Raw genomic sequence first — 16,558 nt, forward strand, 5'->3', positions numbered from 1 at the left:
CGGCGAGCGCCCCCACCGTCACGTCGCCTGGCTGCGGAACCACGAGGCGTGAGGAGCGGAGACGGCGGGAGCCCGCCTCCCCCGAGGGGGCGACGGGCTCCGGTCGCGTGCTGCGGTCAGATGACGCGGACGCCGTTGGCCTGTGGCCCCTTCTTGCCCTGCCCGATCTCGAACTCCACCCGCTGGCCCTCGTCGAGGCTGCGGTAGCCGGTGCTGTCGATCTCGGAGTAGTGGACGAAGACGTCCGCGCCGCCGCCGTCCTGCTCGATGAATCCGAAGCCCTTCTCGCTGTTGAACCACTTCACGGTGCCCTGTGGCATGTCACTGCTCCTCGCAGGTCCTGGGCCTTCGCTGTGTGCGGGGCCCCCGGCCGATCCTGATGGGCGGGTCCCGCCGTCACCGTGAGGACGGGACCGCGGCCCATCGCTGTGTCTCCGTGAGCGTGCAAGACACGGACCTCGAAAACCGAACGACCGAGTGCACCCTACTGCGCGGCGCGCCCCGGTGGGGGGAGGCGCGTAGGGTCGGAACCTCAGCAGTTGTCGAGGCGCGTCGCCCGGGTCGCCCGATGAGTCGTCACAGCCGGGGCGTGGGAGCCGGACATGGCAACCGGGATCGTCAGCTGGTTCGACCCCGAGCGGGGCACCGGCCTCATCGTTCTCGACGACGGCAGGGAGGTTCCCGTGCGTCGCGTCCAGATCGACGGCGGCGGGAGCCAGAGCCTGCACGCGCGCGACCGCGTGGAGTTCGACCTCCACGAGTCGGACTCCGGGCTCGTGGTGTCCGGCGTCTACCGACTCTGACCGATCCGCGCCGGGAGGCGCGGTAACGAGCGGCATCGCCGGTGCCGCAACCCGAACGCGGGTCACCCCCGCGAGAGATCCGAGGATTGCATGCCCTCCGCCGCAAGCGGATTCAGTCTGTACGGCGACGTCCCCGGAGCCGGTGCACCCTCCGGCCTGGTCGGGGTCAGCCACAGCGCCGTCGACCTGCCGACCGGTCGGATCGAGCTCGTCCACCCCCGGGACGCGCTCGAGCAGATCTACGAGCAGAACTTCGGCTGGGGCGGGACGGAGCCGCCGTACTGGGCGCAGCCGTGGCCGAGCGGGATCGAGCTCGCGGACGCGGTGGCGCGCGCGGACGTCAGTGGTGCGCGCGTGCTCGAGCTCGGCTGCGGCCTGGCCCTGCCGAGCCTCGCCGCCGCGCAGGGCGGGGCCCGGGTCCTGGCCACCGACCGTGCGCCCGGCGCCTTGGCCTTCGCGGCCCACAATGCCCGTCGCAACGGCCTCCGGCTCGACGTGGCGCAGTGCGACTGGTCGGATCCGTGGTCGGCGATCGCGGGTGCCCCGTGGGACCTCGTCCTGGCCGCCGACGTGCTCTACCTCCACGACGGACTCGACGCCCTCGGTGCGCTGCTGCCCCGGCTCGTCCTCGGCTCGGGCGAGGTCTGGCTCTCCGATCAGGGACGTCCGCCTGCGCGCGATTTCCTCGCCGGGTGCGGGCGGTGGTCGACCGTCAGCACGACCGGGACCGGCCACCCCGAGGTGAGCCTGCACCGGCTCCGTCGGCACGCCACTACGGCGCCCACGACGGGCAGCTCGCCCGTCACGACCGCCCGCACGGTCGGGGCGCCGTCCTGAGCGGTCGGGTTCTCGGGTGAACGTCTGTCGACCCTTCGACCGCCGACCTTCGTCGAGCTCGTTCTGCAGCTCGTCGAACCGCACACCGACCGGGTCGGTGGTCACGGGGGCGTCGAGCATGCCGTCGGGTCGGCGGAGGGAGACGCTCGCGACGTCGGCCTCGGGGGATCACCTCGGGAGTCGCGTTCGAGCACTCGAGCAACTCGGCTGGTCTGCGGACCGTCCTGACGTGGGCGTCGGTACGTCCGGTTCGCCCTCCATGACCGGTTCGGGACTTCGTGAGGCCTGAGGTCCCAGGCCGGTACCGGCCTCCGGACCGGACAATCTCCGGCGTGCCGGACACTCCCCTGTTCGCAGCCACACCGACGAGCGGGTTCGACGTCATCGACCGCGCCGAGTGTCTGCGGCTGCTGACGGTCACCGACGTCGGTCGGGTGATCTACACCGAGAACGCGTTGCCCGCCGCGCATCCCGTGACGTACGTGCTGGCCGGCGAGGAGGTCTTCTTCCGCACCGGCAGCCGGACGAAGGCCGCAGCCGCGTCCAAGGGCGCGGTCTTCGCCCTCCAGGTCGACGCCATCGACTTCGACGACCTGTCGGGCTGGAGCGTCCTCGGTGTCGGCCAGGCGTACGAGGTGACCGATCCCGATCGGCTCGCCGACCTCGACCGCCACGTGCCCCGGCCCTGGCTGCCCGACCACGACGAGTACACGATCGGCATCGTGCTCAGCCGGTTGAACGGCCGCCGGGTGCGACGAAGCCCGGACTAGGTCGCCGCGCGGCCGCTCGACCTGCGACGGCCGGGCCGTCGCGCTCCGCCCGCTCCTGTCGACGCAGCCGCCGTCGGTCACGTGAAGCGAATGGCGACCACGACGACGTCGTCGGGCGCGTCCGGGGCGGGCCGTCCACGGCCAGGTCGACGAGGTCCTCGACGGGCGGTCGTGGTTGCGGCGCAGCAGGTCCAGGAGGGCGTCGCCGCCGGCGTCGATATCGCTACCGCGGTGCTCGACGAGTCCGTCGGTAGCGGAACAGGGTGCGCCCGCACCGTCCGGGTCGGAGCCGGCTCAGTCGGTCGTGATCGCGATCTCGGCGGCGACGGTCTTGCCGGTGTCGTGGTGGCGGACGGTCCATTCCGTGGCCACGGTGTCGACCATCTGCAGGCCTCGTCCGCGTGGCGCGTGGACGTCGAGGACCTGCAGTCGGGGCTCGGCGGGGGAGCCGTCGGTGACTTCCAGGTGCAGTGAGCGCCCGTCGAGGGTGGCGGTCACGCGGAAGGGGGTTCGGGCGTGGTCGACGGCGTTGCTGGCCAGTTCGCTGGCGACGAGCAGGGCGTCGTCGGTCGTGTCGTCGTCGATGTCGCGATCGTCGAGGAAGGCGAGGAGGTCGCGGCGGACGCGGATGCTGGCCCCGGGGGTCGGGTCGTAGGCCCACTGCGCTCGGTGCCTCGCTTCGGCCGGGGTGTGGGTGATCAGCGCGACGGCGAGGTCGTCGCCGCGTAGTGGGGCCCGTCGGTCGACTGCGGCCAGGAGCGCGTCGAGCAGGTCGTCGGGTCGGGCGTCCCAGGTGGGGCCGGTGGTGTGGAGCGGGTGTGCGAGCAGGTCGAGCAGGCCGTCGGTCCAGAGCACCTCCCCGTCGTGGTCGCGGGCCTCGACGAGCCCGTCGGTGTAGAGCAGCAGCGCCCAGTCCGCGGGTAACGGGACGCGGATGGACGGCCAGGTCGTGCCCAGCCGCACGCCGAGCGGGACGCCGAGGGCGTGATCGGGCAGGGGGCGGGGGGTGATCCCGTCGATGAGCAGTGGTGGTGGGTGTCCGGCGAGGTAGAGGTCGATGTGGCTGCGGTCGGGCGCCACGGAGACCATCGCGACGGTGGTGAAGAGGATGGTGTCGTGGCGCTCGGTGACCAGGACCTGGTCCAGGATCGGGAGGACGTGCGCGGCGGGCATGCCGGCGAGGATGAGTGTGCGCCACGCGATGCGGAGGCTGACGCCGATGGCGGCCTCGTCGGGGCCGTGCCCGCTGACGTCGCCGATGATGACGTGGAGGGTGCCGTCGGCGGTCTCGATGGCGTCGTAGAAGTCGCCGCCGAGCAGTAGTCGTCTCTCGCCGGGTTGGTAGCGGGTGGTGACGGTCAGGGTGGGGTCGCGCAGCAGCGCGGTGGGCAGCAGGCCCCGGCCGAGCCGGCGGTTCTCCCGTTCCTGGGCCCGGGCCTCGTGCAGCTGGCGGGTGAGCCGGTCGGCGCGGCGGCGTTCGACCGCGTACTGCACCGCTCGGGTGAGTAGCCGCCCGTCGACCTTGCCCTTGATCAGGTAGTCCTCGGCGCCTGCGGCGACGGCGGCCCGGCCGCGGGTCTCGTCGAGGTCGCCGGTGAGTACGACGACGGCGGGGTGGTCGGCGATCTCGAGGAGGCGGGCCAGTCCGTCCAGTCCGGAGGAGTCGGGCAGGTTCATGTCCAGCAGGACGCAGTCCGCGTGGCCGAGCCGGCCGGTGGCCTCGGCGATGCTGCTGACGCGGGTGAGGTCGGGGATCTCGCCGACCTCGGCCAGTAGTTCCTCCACGAGGAAGGCGTCGCCGTCGTCGTCCTCGACGAGCAGCACCCGCGGGGTGGACGAGCCGGGCGCGTCCGGGCCGGTCGCGGCGCCGGCCACGGTCTCGCTCACGACGCCCTCATGCGGCGCACTCTAGGCGTCGGGCACTCGTCACGCAGCGCCCCGCGCCCTCGGCTCGCTCGCCCTGCCGGCTGCAGCCCGGTTCAGCATCGTGACCGGGGGTGAGCTTGTTGTAACAGCAAGCATGATCACGGCGATCTTCGGTGTGCGAGACCCGCTCTGCGGGTCTCCGTCGGGGGGCCCGGTCGAGGGGGCGGGCCTGCCGCGGCCCGGTCGTCAAGCAGCGTGCGATCGGGCTGGCAGGTGCGAGGGGCCCTGCCCCAGGTGCCCTCCGCAGGAGCGGCGGTGTGCTCCTCGGCCGGTGCGGTGGTGACAGGGACACGGACGAGCAGCCGGTGACCGGCCACAGAACCCGCCCGACCAGACGCAGGCCTGCACGCCCTCGAGCAGCCCTGGTCCCGTAGGCCGTTCGGTCGAGCTGGCCCGGAGTGTGAGCTGCCACACTCGGCCAATGGTTCTCCTGGAGCGCGGCCCGCCCATGAACCTGCTCGTCGATCGTGCGCGTTAGGCGGTGCGGCGTCGTGGGTCGGTCGTGCTCGTGACGGGGGAGGCCGGGATCGGCAAGACGATCCTGCTGCGGGCCTTCGTGGAGCGCGTCCGGGCGGAGATCACCGGTCTGTGGGGTATGTGCGACTCGCTCAGCACGCCACGCCCGCTCGGTCCGCTCCGCGACGTCGCCGGGTCGCTGGCCCCGGCGCTGCCCGGGCTGTTGCGCGGCTCGGCGGACCAGCACGAGGTCTTCGCCGCGGGCGGCCCTGGACCTGTTCGACCGGCCCGACGCGCGGGCCGTGGCCGACCTGGTCCGCGCCCGCCTGCGCGACGCGGGCGTCAGCCACGTCCCGCGGGGACGCCGGCCCGACACCCAAACCAACCCGGGCGGGCTCACCACACGCCGGCTCGACGTGCTCGCGCCGACGGACTGACGAACGCCGAGATCGCCGCCCGCCTGGTGATCTCGACCAGGCCCGCCGACCACCACGTCTCGGCGATCCTGGGCAAGCTCGGTGTGCACTCCCGGAACGAGGCCGCGGCCGCCGCCCGCACCCTCGGCGTCACCTACGCGTAGGGGCCCGGGTCGTCCTCGACCCACATGGAGGGCTGCCGACCGCCGCTGGGCACGAGCTCGCCCCGGATGCTGGGCGAGGTCCTGCACCGCAGCGTCGACGTGCTCAGCGCGGACCAGCGCGCGGTGGCACGGTCGCCGGAGTCCTGGCTGGTCGCGGTACATCGACATCCTGGCCGGGCTGCGCTCCGACGCAGCGAAGACCGTGGACCCGGTGAGCATGCTGCGGCCCGTCCCACGCACGGCGGACCCGATCACCGGTGCGTGGCCGCGGTTGCCCCGGACCCGGCCGGGTACGAACCGCCGAGAGGTGAACCGCGACGGAGGGGGAGCACGTGCCGACCTGGCTCTTGGCCGGCTTGTGGGGGTTGCTCGCAGGAGGAGCTCTGGTGCTCGGTGCGGCGGTGGCGTGGTGGGTCCGGGTGCCGCCGAAGGTGGTCGCCGGGATCATGGCCTTCGGCGCCGGAGTGTTGATCTCCGCGCTGGCGTTCGAGCTGGTCGACGAGGCCGTCCGGCAGGGTGGGATCGTTCCGACCACGGTGGGCTTCCTCGGCGGCGCGGTCGTGTACGTCCTGGCCAACGCGGCGCTCGACCGACACGGCGCCCGGCACCGCAAGCGCTCGGGCGACCAGCAACCCTCCGAGCAGGAGCAGTCGGGCAGTGGGGCCGCGATCGCCGTCGGTGCCCTGCTCGACGGTGTCCCGGAGTCGGTGGTCCTCGGTCTCACCCTGCTGACCGGTGGTGCCGTCAGCCCGGCCGTGCTGGCCGCGATCTTCATCTCCAACGTGCCCGAGGGATTGTCGAGCGCGGCCGGGATGAAGCGGGCGGGCCGGCCCGCCCGGTACGTCTTCGGCGTGTGGATCGGCATCGCGCTGGCGAGCGGGCTGGCCGCGCTCATCGGCTACGTCGCGCTCGACGGGGTGTCGCCGACGGTCGTCGCGGCGATCACCGCGGTGGCCGCCGGGGCGATCCTCGCGATGCTGGCCGACACGATGATCCCCGAGGCGTTCGACCGCGCCCACGTGCTGACCGGACTGATCACCGCGCTGGGCTTCCTGACCGCCCTCGCGGTGCACTCGGCCGGCGGAAGCTGACCCGACGTCAGCGCCTCCGTCTCCGGTGCCGTGACGCACCCTCAGCCCGCGGGGAGGGCACCCGCGTCGCGGAGGGCCTCGAGCGCCTCGGGGACGTCGCGGAAGGCGGTGGCCGCGTCGGCCGGCCCGGCGACGCGGTGGGCGTTGTCCTGCAGGTACGCGCGGACCGCGGCGTCGAACCGATCGGCCCCGGCGTGGCGGCGGGCCTCGAGCAGGGCCGCGGCGCCCTGGTCGTAGACCCCGCGGACGTAGCGGGTGAAGTCGCCCGTCCGGGCCCAGTACTCCATGGGCTCGCCGGTGCGCCCGCGCAGCCCGCGGGGGATCCGGTCGAGCCGGTAGCGGTCCTCCTGCCCGGTGGCCAGCGCCTGTGCCCAGGTCGCGAAGGCCTCGTCGAGCCACGGGTCGCGGGCCTGGTCGTTGCCGACCAGCGAGTAGAACCACTGGTGGGCGAGCTCGTGGGCGACCAGGCCCGGGATCTCGGCGCGGCGGTCGTCGGCGAACTGCAGCGCCATGGGGAACTCGACGCCGTCGGTCTGGGTGGGCACGATCGTCGCGGTCAGGTCGGTGTACGGGTAGGCGCCGAGCAGCGTGCCGTGCCTCTCCAGGGCGAGGTCCAGCTCGTCGATCCACTCGTCGCCGGTGGCGCGGCTGCCCGAGCGCGGGGTCGCGACGTGCACGCGCACGCCGCGGACCTCGCGGGTGGTCACGGCGTAGGCGCCCACGGACACGGCGGCGTCGCGCACGGCCTCGGCCGTGAACCGGTGCGTGACGTGGCCCGGCGCCGGGGACGCGGTGCCCGTCGCGGTCCCCGTGGCCACGACCTCCTGGCCGTCCGCGGCCGTGACGGAGAGCGTCAGCGCGGCGTCCTCGCTGGTCGCGGCCTCGCCGTAGAGGTCGACCGCGGCATCGCGGACCCAGCCCTCCCCGCGCACCCAGGCCAGCAGCGGGAACGCGGTGCCGAACCAGGCCGTGCCGGTCGCCGGTGAGTAGCCGACGCGCTCGCCCGAGTCCTTCCCGAGCGTCAGCCGGAAGGTCAGGTCCGCGGTGATCGCGGTGCCCGCCGGCACGCAGGCCGGCAGCGGGAGGGTGACCAGGGTCGGGTCGGGCGCGATCTGTGGCGCGAGCGCGGTGTCGCCGACCCGGGCGCCGGTGATCTCCAGGGCGCTACCGTCCCGGGCGGCCGTGGGTTTGTTCGGCCAGTTCCGGAAGACCAGCTCGCAGACCTGCCGATCCGGGGTGAACCGGACGGTCTCGGTGCCGGTCGCGGACGCGAGGTCGGGCGCCATGTCGAAGGCGACGTCGACGACGGGCCGGTCCGCCGGCGGGGCGGGCCAGTCCCCGGGGCCGTCCGGGACCGAGGCGGTGCATCCGGCGAGCAGCATCACGAGCAGCACGCCGAGCCCCACGGCCCGGATCCTCGTCGGGATCACGCGGCGGCACGTCCCGCGGCCCGCGCCACCACCCGGACGAGCGACTCGAGCGGGCCGCGGCCGACGGCGCGTCGCCAGGCGACCGCGCCGAGGGCCGCCACCGCGACCTGCACGAGGTAGCCCGGGAGGGCGTCGAACGTGTCGAGCGGCGAGTTCAGGAACACCACGTGCAGCGTGTACACGGTGAGGGTGAGCGCCCCGACCGCGGCGAGCGGCCGCAGCACGGCCCGTACGAGTGGGTTCGCCAGGCGACCGAGGAGGAGCATCACGCCGAGCACCGCGAGGGCGGAGCCGATGGTCTGAGCCAGGTCCAGTGGCGTCCCCGAGTGCGGGGCGTCCGTTCCGAGCCACCACCACGTCGTCGTCGGAGTGGTGCCCTCCGGGGACACGGCGACGAAGTCCGCGACCGTCGGCGCGGTCGCGAGCAGGTCGCGCGGGGTCGCGGCGGCGATCGCGGCCTCGCCGCCGAGGGGGTTCATCAGCCACCGGGAGACGAGCGTGGCCGCCACCGCGAGCGCCGTCCCGCCGGCGGCCGACCACAGCGCCACGCGGGTGTCGGTGAGCCGCAGCCGGCCGACGGCGATCCCGACGGCGAGATACGCCAGCCAGGGCAACGCCGGGTAGTACCCGGTGAGGGCCAGCTCGGAGAGCAGCCCGAGCGGGTCGGTGACCAGCTGCGCCACGGTCGGGTTCTCCGGCGACGGGGCGGGCAGGCCGGGTCGGACCCACTGGCTCAGCACCGGCATCCCCACCGCGAGCAGCGTCGCGACCGCGACCAGCGCGCGGGTCGGGAGGAACACCAGCGGGATCGCGAGCAGGAACATCAGCGCGTAGTACGGGAGGATGTTCGCCGCGATCTCCGCTGAGCCCCAGCCCAGGGCGAGCCCGATCAGCCCGACGACGGCGGCGCGGGCGGCCAGCGAGGCCGCGGCGGACCGGCCCTCGCCGCCCCACGCGACCCGCCGGCGAGCGGTGGTGAAGGCGATGCCGACCCCGGCGAGCACGGCGAAGACCGCCGCCGACCGCCCGGCGGTGACCAGGTACGTCGCGGTCGGGGCGCCGTCCGAGGTGGTGTCGTAGAGCGAGTGGACGGCCATCATGCCCAACACGGCGACGCCACGGGCGGCGTCCATGCCGAGCAGGCGCGACGGGCCCGCTCCGGTGGGCCGCTGCGGGCCCGTCACCGGTGCGGGAGCGGTGGCGGTCATGCGAGCACCTCGTCGATCAGGTCGTGCCCGAGGTCGGTGGGCAGCGGGTCGGGGACGGGCAGGCCGGCGTCGGTGAACCAGTCCGGCCCGGCCTCGGGGTGCGGGCCGGTGACGGCGACCCGGCCCGTGCCGAACGGGCAGGCCAGCGCGGCGACGCCGCCCTCCGGGTAGCGGGCGAGGACCTCGACGTCGACGCCGGCGTCCTGGTCGAGGAGGAACAGCGGGCCGTCCTGGAAGAAGACGGGGCGCGGACGGCCGCGCCACGAGACGGGCAGGACGAGGTCGCCCGGGTCGCCGGTCGCGGCGCCGGGGGAGCCGGCGTAGCGGTCGGTGTCGCCGGGCAGCAGGGCGAACCCGGGGGTCGCGCCCGCCAGGTAGCCGCCGAGGCAGAAGCCCAGGTAGCGACCGCCGCCGGCGACGTAGTCGCGGATCGTCGAGCGGCGTCGCTGCAGGTGCCGCCAGGCGGTGGCGAGGGTGCCGCCGCCGGGCTGGGCGTAGACGTCGGCGGCGGCGAGCACCTCGGGGGTGAGCTGCCGCCTGCTCACGAACCGGACCTGTAGGCCGTGCCGTTCCAGCAGCGCGCCCACGGCCTCGGCGCACCCGGCGGGACGGGAGGCGCGGCCGCGGTAGACCAGGGCCCGCATCAGGCGGCCAGATCCCGGTGCGCCCCGCGGCGGTGCCGAGCCCGGCGGTGCCGGGCCGGCGCCGGGCCGACGTGCGGGACGGGCTCGGTGACCGGGTCCGGGAGGGGATCCTCGGCCACGCCCTGGGCGGGGATGCCCCGCCAGCGGGTGTGCGGGGGCAGCGACTCGCCCTTCATGACCAGCGACAGCGGCTCGAGCGCGGTCCCCGCCCCGACCGTGGCGTCGTAGAGCACGACGGCCCGGTCCCCGACGGTGGCGCCCGCGCCGATCCGCACCGTGGACATCTTCATCACGCGGTCCTCGAAGAGATGGGTCTGCAACGAGGCGTCCCGGCCGATCGCGGCGTCGTCGCCGATGTCGACCAGGTCGAACTCGGTGAGATAGGTCGTGGCGAGGTGGGTGCGGCGACCGATCCGCGCACCGAGCAGGCGCAACGCGGGCGGCAGCAGCGGGGTGCCGCGAAAGAGCTGCAGCATCGCCGGGACCGCGGCGGCCTCGTACAACCCGGTGACGAACTCCGACCGCCGCACGAACCGGCTCCACAACGGTTCCACCCGCGGCCGGTACGTCCCGACGGCGAGCCACTTCACCGCTGCGACCGTACCGGTGACCAGCACCCCGAACAGCACCGCCAGCAGCGGCGCGACCACCACCGCCGCCCACAGCGGCGCCCCCACCGCGGCGATCGTGGACAGCGCCAGCAGATACAGGTAGACCGCCACCGCGATGAGCGACGAGGGCAGGCAGATCCGCAGGAACTCGATCCCCAGCCGCTCGGCCACCCGCCGGCGCGACGGCCGGAAGGTCAGCCCCTCGGCGAAGTCGCCGCTGTCCTGCCGGGCGGGCAGGTGCATCGCGGGTGAGCCGAGCCAGGCGCTGTCCGCCGGCACGCCGGCCGGCGGCGGCACGGTCTGCACCCCGACCAGGGACCCGGCGCCGAGCCGCGACCCCGGCGGCAGCAGCGCCGCGTTCCCGACGAACGCCCGCTCGCCGACGTGGGTGGTCCGGAAGGAGACCCAGCCGCGGTGGAACGTCGCCCCGCCCGCGCTCGCCATGTCGGCGACGAAGCTCTCGCGGCCCAGGGTGAGCAGGTCGGGATCGACGTGCGCGACGGTCGACACCTCGGCACCGGGCCCGACGCGGGCGCCCAGCGCGCGCAGCCACGGCACGGTGTAGAGGGTGGCGTAGAGCGAGTTGGTCATCTCCAGGCTCATCTCGAGCAGCTTGTCGGCGACCCACTTGCGCACGCCGAGGGTCGAGCGGGCGGGATGGATCCCGGTCGGGGTGGTCGGCAGCACCGCCTGGCGGGTGGCGGCGATCGTCAGGCAGACCGTGGCCACGAACACCGGCCCGACGCACAGCGCCGCGAGCAGTCCGACGGACTGTCCGAACTGCAGCAGCGCGCCCCAGACGAGCAGCAGGGTCGGGACCAGCATGAGAATCGGCAGCAGGTCGAGCAGCGCGAGACCGGCGAGCGTGCCGAGCCGCCCGGCCGCGCCCCAGGGTTGGGCCGGTGGCTGCGTGGCGAGTTCGGCCACCGCGGCGTCCGCGCGCCGATCGGGGTCGGGAGCGGCCGGGGAGCCGGACCACCGCTGCCCGGCCGGCACCTCACCGGCCAGCAGCGCCTGCTCTCCCAGCACCGCGCCGGTGCCGACGACCGCACCCGGTTGCAGGAGCGCCCCGGCGCCGACGAACGCCCCGGCCGCGACGCGGACCGGCCCGACCACCACCCGGCCGTCCTCGACGACCCACGGGCGCAGGGCCGCGCCGTACCCGATGCTCGCGTCGTCGCCGAGGTCGATCAGCCGGGGCAACGAGAGCGAGGCCGTTCCGACGTGCGCGTCCGGTCCGACCCGGGCGCCGAGCTGGCGCAGGAAGCCCGGCATGAGCGCCGACCCGCTCAGCACCGGCAGCGGGGTGAAGGACAGCAGCAGGTCCGTCGCCCACAGCCGGAGGTGCACCCGGCCCCACAGCCGGTACCGGCCCGGCCGCACCCCGCGCCCGAGCAGTCGGATCCCGAGCGGGGCGAGCGCCCAGCGGGTCGCGAGGTAGACCGCGGTCGCGGTGAGTGCGATCGCGGTCAGCACCCCGAGCGAGACCTGGCCGTCCTCGGCCACGTAGATCCCGGCGACGGGGGCGGCGAGCAGCATCAGCAGCGCGTAGAGCACGCCCGCCTGCACGGTGCCGGCCAGCCCGTAACGGACCGGCGTGGTCTTCTCCGGCTCGGCACGCGTGGTGGCGGTGACGTCCGGCAGGGTGGCCGCGAGCCCGCGCACCGTCGGGTTCTCGTACAGATCCCGCACCGCGACCGTCGCCATCCCGCGCTCGCGCATCAGCGAGACGGCGGTGGCCGCGAGCAGCGAGTGGCCGCCGAGCTCGGCGAAGAAGTCGGCGGTGACGGACAGCTGGGCCGGGTCGATCCCGCAGGCCTCGGCCCAGGCGTCGCGCACCCGTTCCTCGGCCGCCGTCGCCGGCGGCACCACCGCGCCCGTCAGCGCGACGAGCCGGGGCGAGGTGGGCGGCGGCAGCCGCTTGCGGTCGACCTTGCCGCTCGGCATGGTCGGCAGCTCGGGCAGCACCTCCAGGTGGCCCGGGACCATGTAGTCCGGCACCCGCTCCCGCAGCCGCGCGTGCAGCCGCTCCCGCAGGCCGCCGTCGGGACGGTCCGTGGTCACGTAGGCCACGAGCTCGTCGTCGACCATCGCGGCCACGGCGCTGCCCACCGCGGGGTCGCCGAGCAGCACGCTGTCGATCTCGCCCAGGTCGACCCGGTGCCCGCGGATCTTCACCTCGTCGTCGGCCCGGCCGAGGTAGACGATCTCGCCGGCCCCGTCCCAGCACCCGAGGTCGCCGGTGCGGTAGATCCGCTCGCCGTGGAACTCGACGAACCGGTCGGCGGTCTTCTCCGGCATCCCGACGTACCCGCGCGCCACGCCCGGTCCGCCGATGCAGATCTCGCCCGCGGCGTCGCCCACGACCTCGCGCAGGTCCTCGTCGAGGATGTGGACGGTGTAGGTCGGCAGGGGCCGGCCGATCGTCACCGGACGCCCGGGCAGCAGCTCGCCCCAGGTCGCGGTCACCGTGGCCTCGGTGGGCCCGTAGGTGTTCAGCATCCGGCGTCCCGGCCGCGCCCAGCGCTCCACGAGGTGGGCGGGGCAGGCCTCGCCCCCGACCATCAGTCCCCGCACGGCCGGGAGGTCGCGGGGGATCGTGGCCAGCAGGGTCGGCACCGCGTAGAGGACCGTCACGCCGGTGCGGTCGAGGAAGTCGGCGAGTTCGGGCCCGAGGCGCCGCTCGTCGTTCGGGCCGACGACGAGGGTCGCGCCGACGGCGAAGGTCGGCCAGATCTCCTCGATCGAGAAGTCGAAGGAGATCGTCATGCCCTGGTAGACGCGGTCGCCGGGCCGGACGTCGTACACGCCGGGCACCACGCGAAGGAAGTTCACGATGCTGGAGTGCGCGACCTCCACGCCCTTCGGCCGGCCGCTGGAGCCGGACGTGTAGATCACGTAGCAGGTCGGGTCGGCGGCGCCCTCGACGTCGCCGACCGGCGGCGGTCCCTCGGCCGGGGGCAGAGGCACCGTGTCCAGGCAGAGCTCCCGGACCCGCAGACCGGGGGCGAGGTCCGACGTCGTGACCAGCAGGTCCAGGCCCGCGTCGTCGGCGATGTAGGCGACCCGGTCCGCGGGCGACGCCGGGTCGACCGGCACGAACGCGGCACCGGCCTTGAGCACCGCCAGCAGCGCGGCGTAGGCCCGCCAGGAGCGCTCGAGCAGCAGGCCGACACGGCCACCCGAGCCCACGCCGCTCTCACGGAGCAGGTGCGCGAGTCCGTCGGCACGGGCGTCGAGTTCGGCGTAGGTCAGCAGCTCGCCGTGGTCGTCGACGGCCACGGCGCCGGGCGAGCGACGGGCGGCGGTCTCGAAGACGTGGTGCAGACGGGACCACGACGGGCCAGGACGGTCGCCGAGGGCATCGGGCGCACGACGGGCCGGGGAGGGGGCCAACGACACGGGGAGCGTTCCTCTTTCTGGGACTTCGGCCTTGCGGGGAGACGAATGTCGGGCCTACCCCGCAGATCGCACCGGTAACACTTCCGTGACCTGTGACGGCCATCTTCGTCACGCTGCGCGATCGGCCTGGGCCGGACAGGCATACGTCGGTTCCCCTGATCGGCTCTACGTCCGGCCGGGGTGCCCTCTCCACCTCCGCCGGGGAACAGGACGGACCGGACAGGCGTTGAGCCCGTGCCATTGCCGATCCGCGGAGGTCCTGTGCTGCCGTCCCTGCACGACCAGGTCGACCGACTCGTCTCCCTCGGCGCCACCACGCCGCTCACCCCCGAGGAACTCCGGATCGCCGCGAAGGCCTTACCGGACCGACCCGGCCTGGTGGTCGTCGCGGGAGCGACACCCTCCGCGCTCACGCCCCTGCTGCGGCGCGGCGACAAGGAGGGGTTCGTGGTCGCCGACATGACGGACGTGGACGACTTCGCCCCGACCGTCGAGGTCCCGGATGCGCCGGTCTATCTGGTGGAGGGCCTGGATCGCGGCGACCACCTGGCGAACCGGAGCCCGGAGGAGGCCGCGACCGAGTTCGCCGGCACGGGCCGGACCCCGCTCCTGCTCACCGAGGGCGTGCAGTGGGTACTGCAGGACCCGGAAGTGCTGCAGCGCAACGTCTGCTTCATGACCATCGGCTCGCGCCTGCGCAAGCCCGGCGGGAGGTTCGACGCCCGCACCCCTGCCGTGTGGATCTCCAACGGCACCGGCCGGGACGGCAAGGAGAGGCGGGACGCACCCAAGGTGGGGTGGTGCTGGTGGAACAACCGCCACACGTGGCTGGGCTTCGCCTCCGCGACGACCCGCACCACATGAGCGCCCGCCCCGAAGCTCCCGCTCCGCACGCCGGCGGCCGGTGATCAGCGGTCCTCGACGGCGAGCGGGAGCTCCCACCGCCAGACGGGTCCCTCCTCCGGGTCCTCCACCTGCGCGACCCGGGTGAAGCCGCACCGGCGCAGGACCGCGGTCGAGGGTCCCTCCTCGGCGAGGGTGTGGGCGATCATCCGGACCGCCCCGTGGGCACGGGCCGTCGCGATCCAGGCGCGCGCGGCCGCCGTGGCGTGTCCGCGGCCGCGGCGACCGGGGGCCACGCTGTACCCGATCTCCACGACGCCGTCGGCCGGCGGGCCGGTGTACCCGCCGAGCCCCACCACCTCGGCGGCGTCCGGGTCGACGATCAGGTGGCTGGACCACTCGGGCACGGCGCCGGCCGCGAGTCCCTCCCGCGTGAACGCCAGCGCCTCCGGGAAGGCCAGGTAGCCGTCGGCCACGGACAGGCCGTAGCGCTGCGGGAACCGCTCGGGAGTCTCGATCAAGGTCGTGACCTGGTCGAGCGTCAGTGGTCGGACTTCGGTCCGTGCCCGCTCCCACGTCGCGGGAGGCTCGGCGGAGGAGTCGAGGGAGCCGGTCGGTTCGTCGTCGGACAACGCAGGCGTACTCCACTCGTCGTCGGGGCATCGGCGCCAGGGGTGACCACAGGAGAGCCCGGCGACGCTAGCGCCGCGGGCGTCCGGGCGGCAAGGCAATCGGGTCGGTCGCCCGATCCGTCCCTCGTGCAGAGAAAACGCAGGGACCGTGAACCAGAATCAGCACAGAACTGCTTTCTGCCCCCGGGCCGGTTGTGGCCTCGTCTGCCTACGTCGGAGATTTCGGCGGTGACCGTCGTGTTCCTGCGGGTGCTCGCCGTGATCGTGCTCGTCACCCTCATTTCGTGGCTCGTCATGTTCCGGTCCGCATTCTGAGGAAAGTCTCGGACCCACCCGGTCCGGGGCCGTGTGCGGACCTCGACGGTCGAGCCGGCCCTGCTGCTCGCGTCCGGCTCGGGAAAACCGCACGCGAAGGGACGAAAGGGAGTGTCGTCCGTGGCGGTTCACCGCGTGCTCGCCCGGCGCCGCTTACGGTCGCGGCTGTGCAGCGCAGGGCTCAGGGTGTGCCGGACCGTCGTGCCGCCGTGGGCGGTCCGGGGGGCGGCGAGGTGGATCGGGGCGACGGGCTCGGAACCAGCCGGCGGGCCGTGCTGCGGGCCGCGGTGGTCCTGCCCCTGGCCGCGGCGTGCGCGGCGCCGCAGAGCGGGGGCCGGCCGTCGGCCCGCGCCGCTTCGACGACGACGGCCGCCGCCACGACGTCGGCGGCGCGCCCGCCGACCGGCGAGGTCGACCGGGCCACGAGCGGGCGGCCCGAGGTCGCCCTGACCTTCCACGGCGCCGGGGATCCCGACCTCGCGCGGCGGGTGCTGGGCACCCTGCACGACCGCGGCGCCGCGGTGACCGTGCTGGCGGTGGGGACCTGGCTGCAGCAGTACCCGGACGCCGCAGGGATGGTCACCGACCTGGGGCACGAGCTGGGCAACCACACCTGGTCGCATCGCGACATCGACGCGATGGACGAGCGCGACGCCCGGGTCGAGATCGAGCGCTGCCGTGACCGGATCGCGGCGGCGATCGGCGGCCCGGGCGCGTTCTTCCGCCCGTCGCAGGCCCAGCACGCCACGCCCGCGGTGCGGGCCCTGGCCGCGGCGGCGGGTTATCCGACCGTGCTGTCCTATGACGTGGACTCCCGGGACGTCACCGACCCGGGGTCCGCGGCGATCCGCCGCAACGTGGCGGCTGCGACCGCCGGCAGCGTCGTCAGCCTGCACCTGGGGCACCCGGGGACCCTGGCCGCCCTGCCGGGGCTTCTCGACGACCTCGCCGGCAGGGGGCTCACCCCGGTCACGGCGACACGACTGTTCGGCTGAAGTGGGGTGGTCCGG

Annotated in this window: 15 protein-coding genes and 1 pseudogene; 9 read left to right on the forward strand and 7 right to left on the reverse strand. The window is 74.4% G+C overall.

Going from position 1 to position 16,558, the window contains the following annotated elements; genetic code table 11:
* Window positions 1–116 precede the first annotated feature (116 nt).
* Window positions 117–320: a cold-shock protein gene (locus ACQP04_RS04655; RefSeq protein ID WP_037047683.1), complete on the reverse strand. Its 204-nt coding sequence runs from the start codon at window positions 318–320 to the stop codon at window positions 117–119.
* 282 nt (window positions 321–602) lie between these two features.
* On the opposite strand from ACQP04_RS04655, the gene ACQP04_RS04660 reads away from it, so the two are divergent.
* From ACQP04_RS04660 to ACQP04_RS04670, 3 genes are all read left to right on the forward strand, one after another.
* The gene (locus tag ACQP04_RS04660; RefSeq protein ID WP_433505833.1) at window positions 603–803 is read left to right on the forward strand and encodes a cold-shock protein; all 201 of its coding nucleotides are present in this window, start codon (window positions 603–605) and stop codon (window positions 801–803) included.
* A gap of 90 nt (window positions 804–893) precedes the next feature.
* A complete protein-coding gene (locus ACQP04_RS04665) occupies window positions 894–1,640 on the forward strand; it encodes a class I SAM-dependent methyltransferase (protein WP_433505834.1) in 747 nt (248 codons plus the stop codon).
* A gap of 332 nt (window positions 1,641–1,972) precedes the next feature.
* The gene (locus tag ACQP04_RS04670) at window positions 1,973–2,410 is read left to right on the forward strand and encodes a pyridoxamine 5'-phosphate oxidase family protein (protein ID WP_433505835.1); all 438 of its coding nucleotides are present in this window, start codon (window positions 1,973–1,975) and stop codon (window positions 2,408–2,410) included.
* Window positions 2,411–2,704: 294 nt separating this feature from the next.
* Here ACQP04_RS04670 and ACQP04_RS04675 read toward each other — a convergent pair whose 3' ends face one another.
* Window positions 2,705–4,297 carry a SpoIIE family protein phosphatase gene (locus ACQP04_RS04675; RefSeq protein ID WP_433505836.1) on the reverse strand — a complete coding sequence of 531 codons (1,593 nt, stop codon included), beginning with the start codon at window positions 4,295–4,297 and terminating at the stop codon, window positions 2,705–2,707.
* Window positions 4,298–4,817: 520 nt separating this feature from the next.
* Here ACQP04_RS04675 and ACQP04_RS04680 point away from each other — a divergent pair.
* From ACQP04_RS04680 to ACQP04_RS04695, 4 genes and pseudogenes are all read left to right on the forward strand, one after another.
* Window positions 4,818–4,997, forward strand: a pseudogene (locus tag ACQP04_RS04680) (AAA family ATPase); the annotation flags it as partial.
* Window positions 4,998–5,094: 97 nt separating this feature from the next.
* Complete coding sequence (locus ACQP04_RS04685) at window positions 5,095–5,229, forward strand: hypothetical protein (RefSeq protein ID WP_433508531.1); 135 nt, start codon at window positions 5,095–5,097, stop codon at window positions 5,227–5,229.
* A 26-nt stretch (window positions 5,230–5,255) separates the two neighbouring features.
* Complete coding sequence (locus ACQP04_RS04690; protein WP_433508301.1) at window positions 5,256–5,372, forward strand: hypothetical protein; 117 nt, start codon at window positions 5,256–5,258, stop codon at window positions 5,370–5,372.
* A 332-nt stretch (window positions 5,373–5,704) separates the two neighbouring features.
* A complete protein-coding gene (locus ACQP04_RS04695) occupies window positions 5,705–6,463 on the forward strand; it encodes a ZIP family metal transporter (protein ID WP_433505837.1) in 759 nt (252 codons plus the stop codon).
* 41 nt (window positions 6,464–6,504) lie between these two features.
* Here ACQP04_RS04695 and ACQP04_RS04700 read toward each other — a convergent pair whose 3' ends face one another.
* The 4 genes from ACQP04_RS04700 to ACQP04_RS04715 are packed head-to-tail and all read right to left on the reverse strand — an operon-like array spanning window position 6,505 to window position 13,758.
* Complete coding sequence (locus tag ACQP04_RS04700; protein WP_433505838.1) at window positions 6,505–7,893, reverse strand: M1 family aminopeptidase; 1,389 nt, start codon at window positions 7,891–7,893, stop codon at window positions 6,505–6,507.
* Window positions 7,890–9,101 (reverse strand): heparan-alpha-glucosaminide N-acetyltransferase domain-containing protein, encoded by a 1,212-nt coding sequence (locus ACQP04_RS04705; RefSeq protein WP_433505839.1) that lies wholly within the window; start codon window positions 9,099–9,101, stop codon window positions 7,890–7,892. Before ACQP04_RS04705 ends, ACQP04_RS04700 begins: the two co-directional genes overlap by 4 nt.
* A complete protein-coding gene (locus ACQP04_RS04710; protein WP_433505840.1) occupies window positions 9,098–9,745 on the reverse strand; it encodes a BPL-N domain-containing protein in 648 nt (215 codons plus the stop codon). Before ACQP04_RS04710 ends, ACQP04_RS04705 begins: the two co-directional genes overlap by 4 nt.
* On the reverse strand, window positions 9,745–13,758 hold the full coding sequence (locus ACQP04_RS04715; RefSeq protein WP_433505841.1) for a Pls/PosA family non-ribosomal peptide synthetase: 4,014 nt from the start codon (window positions 13,756–13,758) through the stop codon (window positions 9,745–9,747). Before ACQP04_RS04715 ends, ACQP04_RS04710 begins: the two co-directional genes overlap by 1 nt.
* A gap of 261 nt (window positions 13,759–14,019) precedes the next feature.
* Here ACQP04_RS04715 and ACQP04_RS04720 point away from each other — a divergent pair, with 261 nt between their 5' ends.
* Entirely contained in the window at window positions 14,020–14,622 is a 603-nt protein-coding gene (locus tag ACQP04_RS04720) for a DUF5701 family protein (RefSeq protein ID WP_433505842.1), read from the forward strand.
* Between the two features lie 44 nt (window positions 14,623–14,666).
* Here ACQP04_RS04720 and ACQP04_RS04725 read toward each other — a convergent pair whose 3' ends face one another.
* Window positions 14,667–15,122, reverse strand: coding sequence for a GNAT family N-acetyltransferase (locus tag ACQP04_RS04725; RefSeq protein ID WP_433505843.1), 456 nt, complete (start codon window positions 15,120–15,122; stop codon window positions 14,667–14,669).
* A 593-nt stretch (window positions 15,123–15,715) separates the two neighbouring features.
* Between ACQP04_RS04725 and ACQP04_RS04730 the strand changes: the two genes are divergently transcribed.
* Window positions 15,716–16,543, forward strand: coding sequence for a polysaccharide deacetylase family protein (locus ACQP04_RS04730; protein WP_433505844.1), 828 nt, complete (start codon window positions 15,716–15,718; stop codon window positions 16,541–16,543).
* Window positions 16,544–16,558: the final 15 nt, after the last annotated feature.

Source organism: Pseudonocardia halophobica, assembly GCF_050948485.1.
GTDB lineage: Bacteria > Actinomycetota > Actinomycetes > Mycobacteriales > Pseudonocardiaceae > Pseudonocardia > Pseudonocardia halophobica.

Bases quoted from the DNA above. Each gene is read 5' to 3' on its own strand.
- ACQP04_RS04665 (WP_433505834.1), top strand. From the start codon at position 894: ATGCCCTCCGCCGCAAGCGGATTCAGTCTGTACGGCGACGTCCCCGGA.
- ACQP04_RS04655 (WP_037047683.1), bottom strand. From the start codon at position 320: ATGCCACAGGGCACCGTGAAGTGGTTCAACAGCGAGAAGGGCTTCGGA.
- ACQP04_RS04660 (WP_433505833.1), top strand. From the start codon at position 603: ATGGCAACCGGGATCGTCAGCTGGTTCGACCCCGAGCGGGGCACCGGC.
- ACQP04_RS04710 (WP_433505840.1), bottom strand. From the start codon at position 9,745: ATGCGGGCCCTGGTCTACCGCGGCCGCGCCTCCCGTCCCGCCGGGTGC.
- ACQP04_RS04705 (WP_433505839.1), bottom strand. From the start codon at position 9,101: ATGACCGCCACCGCTCCCGCACCGGTGACGGGCCCGCAGCGGCCCACC.